Source organism: Treponema vincentii (assembly GCF_010365865.1).
In the GTDB taxonomy this organism is placed as follows: Bacteria; Spirochaetota; Spirochaetia; order Treponematales; family Treponemataceae; genus Treponema.
The window spans coordinates 590,776-602,748 of record NZ_CP048020.1 but is presented as its reverse complement, the minus strand read 5'-3'; the positions used below and the strand labels follow the sequence as shown (position 1 = coordinate 602,748).

Annotated in this window: 10 protein-coding genes; 3 read left to right on the top strand and 7 right to left on the bottom strand. The window is 46.4% G+C overall.

All coding sequences use genetic code 11. The features are described 5' to 3' along the window. Window positions 1-9: 9 nt before the first annotated feature. From GWP43_RS02790 to GWP43_RS02765, 6 genes are all read right to left on the bottom strand, one after another. Window positions 10-1,107 carry a Gfo/Idh/MocA family protein gene (locus GWP43_RS02790; protein WP_162662538.1) on the bottom strand — a complete coding sequence of 366 codons (1,098 nt, stop codon included), beginning with the start codon at window positions 1,105-1,107 and terminating at the stop codon, window positions 10-12. Window positions 1,108-1,134: 27 nt separating this feature from the next. Further along, window positions 1,135-1,344, bottom strand: coding sequence for a hypothetical protein (locus tag GWP43_RS02785; RefSeq protein WP_162662536.1), 210 nt, complete (start codon window positions 1,342-1,344; stop codon window positions 1,135-1,137). Between the two features lie 18 nt (window positions 1,345-1,362). After that, a complete protein-coding gene (locus GWP43_RS02780; RefSeq protein ID WP_230977976.1) occupies window positions 1,363-1,821 on the bottom strand; it encodes a VanZ family protein in 459 nt (152 codons plus the stop codon). Between the two features lie 203 nt (window positions 1,822-2,024). Beyond that, a complete protein-coding gene (locus GWP43_RS02775; RefSeq protein WP_162662534.1) occupies window positions 2,025-2,411 on the bottom strand; it encodes a PUR family DNA/RNA-binding protein in 387 nt (128 codons plus the stop codon). 166 nt (window positions 2,412-2,577) lie between these two features. After that, a complete protein-coding gene (locus tag GWP43_RS02770) occupies window positions 2,578-4,458 on the bottom strand; it encodes a phosphoglucomutase (RefSeq protein ID WP_162662532.1) in 1,881 nt (626 codons plus the stop codon). 74 nt (window positions 4,459-4,532) lie between these two features. Further along, window positions 4,533-5,975, bottom strand: a complete 1,443-nt coding sequence (locus GWP43_RS02765; protein WP_162662531.1) for an aminopeptidase — start codon at window positions 5,973-5,975, stop codon at window positions 4,533-4,535. 206 nt (window positions 5,976-6,181) lie between these two features. On the opposite strand from GWP43_RS02765, the gene GWP43_RS02760 reads away from it, so the two are divergent. From GWP43_RS02760 to GWP43_RS02750, 3 genes are all read left to right on the top strand, one after another. After that, entirely contained in the window at window positions 6,182-7,369 is a 1,188-nt protein-coding gene (locus tag GWP43_RS02760; protein ID WP_162662529.1) for a dicarboxylate/amino acid:cation symporter, read from the top strand. Between the two features lie 29 nt (window positions 7,370-7,398). Next, window positions 7,399-9,159 (top strand): pyruvate kinase, encoded by a 1,761-nt coding sequence (gene pyk / locus GWP43_RS02755; RefSeq protein ID WP_162662527.1) that lies wholly within the window; start codon window positions 7,399-7,401, stop codon window positions 9,157-9,159. Window positions 9,160-9,333: 174 nt separating this feature from the next. Next, window positions 9,334-11,058, top strand: a complete 1,725-nt coding sequence (locus tag GWP43_RS02750) for a thiol-activated cytolysin family protein (RefSeq protein WP_162662525.1) — start codon at window positions 9,334-9,336, stop codon at window positions 11,056-11,058. A gap of 120 nt (window positions 11,059-11,178) precedes the next feature. Here the strand turns inward: GWP43_RS02750 and nudC are convergent, their stop codons facing one another. Continuing rightward, the gene (gene nudC / locus GWP43_RS02745; protein ID WP_162662523.1) at window positions 11,179-11,970 is read right to left on the bottom strand and encodes an NAD(+) diphosphatase; all 792 of its coding nucleotides are present in this window, start codon (window positions 11,968-11,970) and stop codon (window positions 11,179-11,181) included. Between the last annotated feature and the right edge of the window lie 3 nt (window positions 11,971-11,973).

Genomic DNA, 11,973 nt, shown 5'->3' with positions numbered 1-11,973 from the left:
CTCTCCTCATTAATTAAAAATCCCCTTCATTTCCAGCGTTGAAAAATCACACGGAAGCGTTACCGGCAATCCGGTTTTTTGGGATTTATAAATGGCCAAGATAATCTCTAAGGCTTTTTTGCCTTTTTCGCCCGAAACAAGCGGTTCACGATTATGCTCGATTGCATCGATAACATCTCTGAAAAGAGCCGTATGCCCAAAGCCGTACACCGTCGGAGGGTCTTTTTCATTGGGATTGAGCACCTTCTCTTCCGTATCACCGACCTGCTCAGCATCCGCAAAACGCCATGTTTCCATTTTATTAACAGCAAGCCCGCCAATCACAACAGACCCCTCGGAACCGAATAAACTCAATGTTTCGTTTAGATTTTTCGGATACACATCGGCAGTTCCTTCTATTATGCCGACAGCGCCGGAGGCAAATTCCACAATAGCACAGCCAAAGTCCTCCGCGTCAATCGGGCGGATAAATCGGCGAGTTTGCGCCTGCACACGAACAGCATCTTCTCCCATCATCCACTGCAAAAGGTCAATGCCGTGCGTACACTGGTTCATCAAAGTGCCGCCGTCCTGCTCCCAAGTACCACGCCATTTTGCTTGATCATAATAACTTTTATTCCGATTCCAGCGCACTTGGATCATTCCGTGCAGCATTTTACCGAAGCGCCCTTTTTCGTATGCTTCGCGTGCTTTTACAACCGGTGCATTAAAGCGGTTCTGAAAGCACACCGCCAATGTTTTGCCGTGCTGTTTTGCCGTATCAATCATCACTTGCGCATCAGCCGTAGAAAGTGCCATCGGTTTTTCGCAGATCACATGCGCTCCATTCTGCAAACAATGTACCGCAATATCTTTATGCTTACCGGATTCGGTTGCAATCGTTACAATTCCCGGTTTACACGCTGCCAGCATTTCCTTATAGTCGGCAAAGACTCTTACTGCTGCATTCGACACTGCTTTAGTGTATTCAGCTTTTTTCTCTTCTGCCCGCTCCACCAAAGGATCGCAAACAGCAACTAAGTCAACCTTATCCTGCATCGCAACGAAGGCTTCAATATGCTTAAAGCTAATACGGCCACAGCCGATTAATGCTATCTTATATTTCATTCATATACCTCTCATTTTTATCAATACTCATGGTACATCACCGACAAGATTTCGTTTAAAAGCATGCTCAAGAATATACGCTTGCCCGCGCTTATAGATGGGATAATAATCTTCATACCAATAAAGAGCAGTCATAGTATGCCTATGCAGCAAAGCGCTTCCCTTAGGCATTGCAAGGATAATTTCGGACTTAGCGTCAAAAAAGGCAGTAAGCTTTTCTATAATTGCGGTATTCATTCACGCTCTTCCTAAAAATTAAGTTTTCATGCAGAATTTTACCATTCTCAGACGTACAAATACCGCTAAAACCGCTCCGGTACAGTCGGCAAACCAGTCATATATGGAAGCATCGCGCCCTGGAACAAAAATTTGATGTATTTCATCAGAGATACCGTAACAGGCAGTAATAAGACAAACAACCGCGAAATATCTGAAAGGTTTTGTAAGCCATTTATCAGCCGCAAACCAATAAGAAAAAGTAAACGCAAGACTCCCGAAAGCACAAGCGTGTAAAAGTTTGTCTAAGCCATGGAAAGACACTGTCTTCGGAATAGGCAGCTTTGAGTGTGCCGAAAGGATAAAAATAGTAACAGCGATACCAATCGACATACAGCGCATACCATAATCGATAAATCTTTTTGAAATCATTTCCGCTACCTTTGGAATATAATGAGAGCACACCTCACCCATTAACATAACTGCTTTAAATTTCAAAAATTTTAAATATACAGTATGCCAAACTATATTAAATAACCACCGTTGCTTTCTGTGCCGCCGAAACAGGCTCCATTCCACATCAGGCTGATAATTGCAAACTGCAGAACTATACACTAATTTTAGGCTAAATGCAAGCTATAACTTTGGAGGTTTCCCAGCCCTGTTCTTGTCAACATACTGTTTGCGGGATGCGTAACAACCTATTCTGCGCCGTCTTTTTTGACGATACGCACCTTACGCGCGGATTTCGGTTTTGCGCTTGGGTTATGTTTATTGATGATTTTCTTTTTTTCTACGCCGGCTGTTTCCGCAGAAATGTTCCGCTGTTTTTTCTCCCGTTTTTCTTTGAGCTGCTCTTTCCGCTTTTTTTCGATAAATTCAAGGCTTTCGTTCAGCCCCTGCAAAAAGGTTTGCATTTCATCCTGAAATACGACAATTGCATGGCGGTCAAAACCGGCGCCGTCGGTGTTTTTGCTTTCGACAATCTGCAAAAAAACATCACCCAGCCGATTCTCTTTCACATTAAAAAAATATGTCCGGTTTTCTACCGGAATTTGAGTGGTAAATAATTCTCCTCGAATTCCCATTCTTGTATCCTTCCCATAAATTCGACAGCCGAACAAAATATCAATTTTGGAGGCAGGCGAATCCGTGCGCGAAAAGCGCACATGTTTAATAAGCAAGTTTTCGAAAGAAAACTTGACGGTTAACGAGGCAGCCTTACTGCGGCTGCCGAAGTTATACCACTTTCCCTTAATTTTTTACCGATACCGCCACATCGGCTTTGCGTACCATATCTCCCTGCCACTGCACCAGATATTCTTCCGCTGCCTGATCATATCCTTTGATGTCCGCCATAATGCGGAATACCGGTTCGGTACCGGAACCGCGCATCCAGATAAAGGCAATCGGAGTATGGCTTGCATTATAGAACTGCACCTTGAGGCCGCCCTTTGCGGAAACCCCAAAATCCCTGAGGTTTTCTGTACAAACCGTCCCATTATACGCAAATACTTTACAGGCTGCTATACCGAACCGGTCTTTCAGCAGCTGTTTTTTATCCGCCCATTCCTGCATAAAAATCTTCTGATATGCCGATTTCAGTGCGGTATGGTCGGTAGTATGGATGTGCATCAGCGCCCGAGCTTCCTGCGTCGGGGTAGTCCAATAGCGGGGAAGCGTTGCAATAATATCCGCAAAGGTAAAGTCTTTCCGGTACTTTGCCGTTTGCCCCGACCGCTCGCACCAGATACGGAACGGGCAGGAGCGGTCAGGCATATCCTTTATGAGCAGGAGCTTGCTGATTGCAAAGAGCGTATTCAGCGGGTCACGCACGGCGGCAGGGTACGTAATATTCCCCCCGTTGGAACCTTCGCCGAGTATCCGCACTTTATAACCGTACCGACGTGCATCTTCCGCCCGGTTTACTACATTGGCTTCGCCTACTTCCGCATAAAACACTTCCGCATCCAAGGCTTTTGCGATTTCGTTAATGCGGAGCGAAGTCGATCCGTTGACGGTAACCGCAAGTGGCGCGCTGATGTTACCGCTGTAGTGCAGATAACTCAGTTCTGCGATGACCGACAGGGCAAAGACTTCCTGCGCTTCAAGGATCAATGCTTTTTGCTGCGCTTCATCCCAGTAGATGATATTGCCGCGGTCCCCGTCGCAATCGGGCATATAGCCGAACAACGTATTCTCCGCCTGTGCGGGATTGCTCCGGTGCAGTTCTTCGATTTTGGCTGCACAGGTTGCAAGGTTTCCTCCTTCGGGAACAATACCATGGACGATATTTCCGGCCTTTTCCGCAATACCGACAAGCTGCATACCGAGCTTTTCAAAGAAAGCTCGGTCAACCGAAGCGGCGCGGGCGCTGCCGTTAAAGTCTGCAACCAGCGTAAACGGCTTACCTGCTGCCGCAAGCGCGGTACATTGAGCGCGAATGTCATCAAAGAACCGTGCTTGTTCCGCGCTGTCTTTTGAATCGGCAATTACTTCCTGTAAAAAGTTTTGATAGGCGGTAAGCGCCGCTTGTTTGTGCGCTGCTTCTGCCTCAAACACCGCTTGCACCGGTGCCGGGGCGGCCTGTTTGCGCAGGACAGCTGCGGTATCTTGGTGGGCAGCGGCGCATTTTTGTGTGAATAAGGCTATCAACCGCGCGGATTGACTTCCGTCCAGTACGCCGCCGGTATCCAACCCGAACTTAAAGCCGTTATGCCCGATGGGATTATGACTTGCAGAAATATACATGAAAGCAGCCCCTGCGGAGCGTGCATACGCCATAATTTCCGGCGCCGCGGCTATCCCAACCGATTGTACCGCTAGTGCAGCCGAGCTTGTTGCCGCAGAAGTATTCCCAGCGGCTGCAAACGCAGTTACCGCCTCTTTTAAAAGCGCTGCGCCGGTGGGGCGGCTGTCGCGGGCTATGATTACCGTGCGGATTGCCGGAAACTCAGCTTGTAAGAATTCCGCAAATGATTGAGCGGCAAAGAAAACGATATCGCGGTCGGCAGCGGAAATCTCCGGCGCTCCGTCGTTTTCGCTTCCGGATTGAGCGAACACTTTGCGCCAGCCCGACGCCGATAGAATCATCTTTTCAAATGCATGCTGTAATTCAGGGTATGCTGTATTCATTGATATTCTCTCGTATCGAAATCCATTAACCGGAAACCTCTAAAAACTACAGCTTTTAGAGGTTCCACTTAGCTTTAATGTGCTTTTAAAAACGCCTTGTAGGCTCGGTACGCCATTAAAAGGTCTACTTTGCTGATCAATTCGATGGGAGCATGCATCGATAATACCGGCACTCCGCAGTCTACGACTTCCGTTCCGTACTTAGCGAGGATGTAGGCAATTGTGCCTCCTCCTCCGGCGTCGGTCATGCCGAGTTCCGCCGTCTGCCAGACAACATTGTTGGTGTCGAATAAGTGTCTGATCTTTTGGAGATATTCAGCGTTTGCGTCATTTGAGCCGCCTTTGCCGCCGGAGCCGGTGTATTTGTTGATGCAGATACCGTTGCCGATAAACGCCGAATTGAGCTTTTCAAATACGGATGTAAACGCGGGGTCATAACCGGCGGATACATCGGCAGACAACATACAGGAATTGGCAAATGCACGGCGCACGCCTAAATCGCAGGGAGCTTTTTGCAGGGCGGCAATCTCCGCAACCATGTTTTCAAAGTAGAGCGCTGTCATGCCGGTATTACCGACCGAACCGATCTCTTCTTTATCGGCAAAGAGGGCGACGGCAGTCTTTGCAGGAGTCCCCGAAACTTCGAGCATCGCTTTCAGTGTGGTATAGGCACATACGCGGTCGTCGTGGCCGTGTCCTGCAATCATCGAGTTATCAAGCCCGACATTCCGCGCTTTTCCTGCGGGAACAATCTCAAGCTCCGCAACGCGGAAATCTTCTTCGGTAATGCCGTATTTTTGATTTAAGATTTTTAAGATATTTTCCTTAACAGGGGATACCTTATCTCCTTTTTTATCCTCTTTCGATTCGTCTTTTTTCTTCTTGCCATCATCATCCGGCGTCGCAGGCTTCATATTACCGACCAGTACGTTAAGCTGCTCGGCGGTAATCCCTTCGGCCAGCGTTTCCTGCAACTGCTTTTTTGAAAGGTGAATCAGGAGGTCGCTAATAAAAAGCACCGGATCGTTTTCATCTTCGCCGATGCAGATTTCAACCTTCTTGCCTTCTTTGGTAAAAATGACCCCGTGAATAGCGAGCGGGATTGCAGTCCATTGGTACTTTTTAATGCCGCCGTAATAGTGCGTCTTTAAAAACACGAGGTTTGAATCTTCATAGAGCGGCATCTGTTTAACGTCAAGGCGCGGGCTGTCGATATGAGCACCGACGATATTCATACCTTGCATGATATCCTCGCCGAGCACCATCATCACAACGGACTTATCCTTATTGTTGAGATATACCTTTGTACCCGCCGGCGCTTTTCCGCTCTTTATGACCTCTTCAAGCGGTTTAAAACCGGCTTCCTTTGCCTGCCGTATAATTTGAGCGGCGCATTCGCGTTCGGTCTTTCCTGTGTTTAAAAACGAGATGTAGTGTTGAGAAAGCGTTTGCATTTCGGCAAGTTCGCTGTCGGTGAGCTTTTCCCATGCTGTTTTTGCTTTATACGTGAGTTCCATAGTGTACCTCTTATTGAATTTTCATCGGATGGAGCAGTATATACTATTGAAGGGAATTATAAAAGAGGTACATCGCGGCGCCAGAATATCAAAAAAAACTGGACAAGTGAAATAAAGTCAGTTACACTATAAAAAGATAGACGGACACCTTTAAAAAACCGGTCAGCTTTTAGAGATGTTCGGACACTTTTAAAAAGGAGTTTATTGTGAGTGCAAAAAAATTAGGTCTATTGCCGCGTCTTGTTATTGCAATCGTTGCCGGTATTTTAATCGGTAACTTGACGCGCTCCATCCATTTGCCGTTGCCTGTTCAGATTTTGGCAACCTTTAACGGGGTATTCGGCAACTTTCTCAGCTTTATCATCCCGCTGATCATTCTTGGATTTGTCATTCCGGGTATCGCGGATCTGGGTTCCGACGCAGGAAAGCTGCTCGCTATCACTGCCGGTATTGCGTACGGTTCAACGCTGCTTGCCGGTACGTTGGCCTTTGTAACCGATTCCATATTCTTCCCGTTCTTTTTAAGTTCTCATGCGGATGTTTTTTCCCATGCGAATCCTGAAGATGCGCTGCTGCCCGGCTTATTCGGTATCGATATGCCGCCGCTGATGGGTGTTATGACTGCGTTGATTTTAAGCTTTGTTCTCGGTATCGGTATCGCGGTAACCCGTTCTGAAACATTAAAAAACGCAGCACGCGAATTTCAGAATATCGTTACGAAAGTTATCGAAGTTATCATTATCCCGCTATTACCGCTCCATATTTTAGGCGTGTTTACCAACATGACCCATGCGGGACAGGTTGGGCTTATCCTCAAGGTATTCATCAAAGTATTTGCAATCGTCATTGCACTGCACGTCATCATGATACTTATTCAGTACATCATTGCTTGTACCATTGCAAAACGGAATCCCTTTACGTCGATTAAGACGATGCTACCGGCGTATGTTACCGCATTGGGAACTCAATCATCCGCAGCAACCATACCGGTAACGCTCGCTTCCGCAAAGAAAATCGGTATTCAGGAAAAAATTGCAGACTTTGTTATTCCGCTCTGCGCGACCATTCATCTTGCAGGAAGTACTATCACCCTTACCAGCTGCTCGATGGCTATCCTGATCCTGCACGGACAAACGGCAAACGCCGGCGTTATGCTTCCGTTTATCGCAATCTTGGGTATCGCAATGGTTGCAGCCCCCGGTATCCCCGGTGGCGCCGTTATGGCAGCGCTTGGCTTTGTTCAGTCCATTCTCGGCTTTAACGACACAATGAGTTCATTGATTATCGCGCTCTATATTGCACAGGACAGCTTCGGAACTGCATGTAACGTAACCGGAGACGGCGCAATTGCCATTCTAGTGGATGCCATCTCGAAGGATAAGAAGAAAGCGTAAAGACATACTTTTATTCGATAGGAGAAAAGATGAAAAAGACAAAGATTGTCTGTACTATCGATCCCGCTTCCGACTCGGAAGAAATACTGCGCGAATTATTTAAGGCAGGGCTCAACGTATGCCGCCTTAATTTTTCGCACGGTACGCATGAAGAGCACCAGATCCGTATCGACCGTATCAAAAAGATTCGACAGGAACTCAACTTGCCGATTGCGATTATGCTGGACACCAAGGGGCCGGAAATACGGCTGAAAAATTTCGGCGTTAATTCCGTACAGCTGAGCAAGGGACAGCAATTTACGCTTACCGTACGCGATGTTGTCGGCGATGAAAAAATATGCAGCGTAACCTATAAGAACCTTGCGCAGGAAGTACAGCCTAATAATCGCATCCTTATAGATGACGGCTTAATCGAACTGAAGGTCGAGCGGATCGATAACGGCACCGATATTATCTGTACCGTCATGAGCGACGGCCCCGTATCGAATCATAAGGGTATCAATATTCCCGGAGCAAAAATCAACCTCCCCTTTCTGAGCGAACAGGATATTTCCGACTTAAAGTTCGGCGCTCAAAATGAGGTTGATTTTGTAGCAGCCTCGTTTACCCGCGGCCCTGCGGATATCTTAAGCATCCGCAAGGTCTTGGAGGAAGCGAATGGGAACAATATCCATATTATTGCGAAAATCGAAAACCAAGAAGGCGTCGACTCCATCGACAAGATTATTGAAGTTTCCGACGGCATCATGGTTGCTCGCGGCGATTTAGGTATCGAAATTCCGCCGGAAGAAATTCCGCTCGTGCAAAAGATGATTATCCGCAAAACACTGAAGGCAAGTAAACCGGCAATTACGGCAACCCAGATGCTCGAGTCGATGACGCATAATCCGCGGCCGACACGGGCGGAGGTTACCGATGTTGCGAACGCTATCTTTGACGGAACGAGCGCCATTATGCTTTCGGGAGAAACGGCTGCGGGCAAATATCCGGTAGAAACCGTTAAGATGATGCACCGCATTGCCGTTACAACCGAAAATTCGTTAAACTACGACAAGATTATGGGGGCGGTTGCCCGGGAGCATTCTTTGACCATTACGAATGCCATCGCACACGCAACCTGTTCTATGGCGTTGGAAATGAATGCACAGGTTATCGTTACCGCGACCTCTTCGGGAGAAACGCCGCGGGCACTTTCAAAATACAAGCCCAAGGCGCCGATTGTTGCCGTAACCCCCTATGAAGCAACTGCACGCCGGTTATCACTTAACTGGGGGGTATATCCGATTGTCACGTCCTATTTTAAATCGACGGACGAAATGTTTGAACAGTGCATCAACGTCGCAAAAGAGAATGGGTTTGTACAAGAGGGTGAACTCGCCGTGCTTACCGCCGGAGTTCCTATCGGACTGGTCGGTTCGACAAACTTGTTGAAAGTTGAAACCGTCGGGAAGATCCTGCTGAAGGGTAAGGGCACCGGCATTCAGTCGGTTGTAACCGGCCGAGTAAAGGTTATCCGTTCCGAGCAAGACTTACTGACCGACTTTGCGGACGGAGACATCATCGTAACCCAAACGACCAACGATTTAATGAATTCCTTTATCGAGCGGGCAGGCGCTGTCATTACCGAAAACGGCAACTTGAGCGGACACGCCGCCTTGATGGGAATGAACTTGTCGAAGCCGACTATCGTAGGCGCCTCCGAGGCAACAAGCATATTAAAAACAGGCGATATTATCACGCTGAACGGAAAAACCGGCGTCGTGATAAAAGGAACCGCCGCTATTTATTAAATTAATTTTACAGCTTTTTCTACACACTAAGGCAACCGAATTGGAGATGTCTCAGGCGGTTGCCTTATTTTTGCACGAAATTTTTTAAAATTTTTTAATTTTTTCTCCGAATTTCAAGCCATTTTACATTACGTGCTTTATAAGACAGACAGCATCAACCGCAAGGAGGTTTTTATGCAGCAACAAAAACGAGTAAAGCTCGCAACATGTATGAAATGGAAATCACTGTTGTTCTGTCTTGTACTATTCGGTATAACGGGGTGCCAACAACCGACAAAACCGTTAGTGAGGGAAATTAAAACGGACAAATCGGTGCAAAAACCTGCAAAACCGAGTAACGGGAACAGCGGTAATTCCGGTAACAGCCAAAGCAACGAGCAAGAGGAATTTACTTATAAAGGGCTTGATATTCCTAAAACGCTTGCACGATCACCGCAGAGATTGCGCGAAATGATTTTTCAAGGGCGGCAGATTAGTGAAACGGAGCCGCAGCTTAATGCCCAGGGTATGGTGGTAAAATACATCGAGAAAGAAGTTGAGCATGATATTTCGGCTGCCTTTGATGACACGCTCATGCTTGACCCTGCCCAGAACTCAATCTATCCCGGTTCCGTTCTGCGTGGCGATAGTCTTGATAAAGAGAGCTACCAGGAAATTACCGAAGGCAATAAACGAAAAGCGACGATCTCATTCGATTTACAGGGAGTAAAAGATAAAGAAGGTAAAGATGGAAAAGCAGGGATTACGTCCGACGCAATTTTCCCGAATTTAGCATCATATAGAGATCTGCGCAATAGAATCCTCAGTCAAAGTATTACATACCATGCCTCTGCCCATTCAAGCTATGAAGAGATGGAGATTACCAATGAAAAAAGCCTTGAAGCGCAGCTTAAAATAGGGGTTGGTTTCGGTGCAGCTGGAATTAAAAGCAAAATTGCAGCAGGCTTTAAATTCAAAAATGGAGACCAAAAGGAACGGCGCCTTATCAAATTCGTTGAAACGTTTTATACCGTCGATGTAAATCAAGAAGCAGCTCCGCTTATGATCAATATACCGCGAGCAGCCGTAGGCGACAGAATGCCGGTATATGTGTCGTCGGTTTCTTACGGACGAATTGCATATCTTACTATTGAATCCGATCAGGAAAAATCAGAGCTTAAAGCCAATCTCGACACAGTATTTAAAGTTACAACAGCAAATCATGCCGAAGCCGACATCGATCTGGCAATCAAAAAACTGGAAAAAGGAACGACGATTACCATCAATATTATCGGAGGCGGCAGCGAGGCTGTTACCGATCTTAGACAGTTTCAAAAATATATTGTAAAAGAGGGATTTTCTGCAAAGAATCCGGGGCAGATTATTAAGTACCAATTAAGATTCCTGGACGATAATGCCGTCGCATATATCAAATATAGCGAAAAATACAAGACGGTAGAACGTATTGAGGTACCGACAAAAGGATACAAGGTAACCGCAACGGTAGAAAATATACATTATACAGGCCATAAAACTATAGATGTTACCGGTAGTATCGGCATGCAGCCGTTTGATAAAGACAAGCTGCGGCAAGCGATCTTTAACTACAGTAATACGAAACCTCTGCCAAAATTAACGTGTACGTACATGAAAAAGGTACAGCCTCAAGCGCAAACAAATAATATTATTGTATTAAGCGAATCTTCTGTTGTTCAGCTTTCCTTCAATATAAAGGGCTATGTAAATGGTGTGCAACAAGTTTTTGTAAGCAATGAACAGGGGAATAATTCTATGCTGCTTACGCCTAAGGCAAGCGAACTCAAAAAAAGTTCCTTGCAATATTTTACGCTCTATCACAAAGATAATCCGAATGAAACGCTGGTGTTCGATATTCGGTTTAAAGTTGAAAAAGAGAGTTAACAAGAAAAGGGCAATACACTACTTTTAAACAACCTGTGCAAAGTTTTATCCAAAATTTTGCACGGGTTTTTCAAAAGCAGGCAGGGCAAACACAGCAAACGGATTGTCCTGTCCGTGTACCTAAAACCAGTCGCCGCAGATAAGATCGTAAGCGGCGGATCCGGGGAGCGGTATCGGCGGTAATGCGTCGCGTGTAAACCATGCAGCATCCGATAGCTCTTCCTTTTGTACGGTAATATCCCCCGAAACGTACTCGGCGCGGAAGGCAAGCATCAGCTGATTGGGATACGGCCAGCCTTGGCTTCCGCGATACCGGATATTCTTAACCGTTAAACCAACCTCTTCGCGTATTTCGCGGGCAACCGCCTCTTCCGCCGTTTCTCCCGCTTCGATAAAACCCGCAATACAAGTATAAAGGTCGGAGATGTGCTGTACATGCCGCGCTAAAAGAATTTGTTCACCCTTGCTGATAAGTACAATAATGCACGGCGCAAGAACCGGATACCATATTCTGCGGCATTGTGGGCATTCCAATGCCGTTTCGGTTGTGCTCAAATACAGGCGGCTACCGCAAGAAGAACAATACTTTGTATGATGCAGCCAATCGAGTAAAAGCGCTGCGCGAGCAACAATCGCGGCATGCTCAGCAGGTTCCGTTATAAATAGATTTCGGTACGGAATTTGTTTAAAACCTTTCGACCCCGCCGCTTCGGGCGACAAAGCTGCCGCAAACGTGTGATATGCCTTTTCACCGTAAAGACCGAGAATATCACTATCATTATATTTTTTAAGAGCTTTAGATACTTCGTTACCGTTCGGCAACTGTCCATTTCCTAAAATAAAAATATTTTTCTTTTGTATTAAAACACCGAATTCAAAATCAGCCCCATCGGGACAATCTATAAGCGCCATACG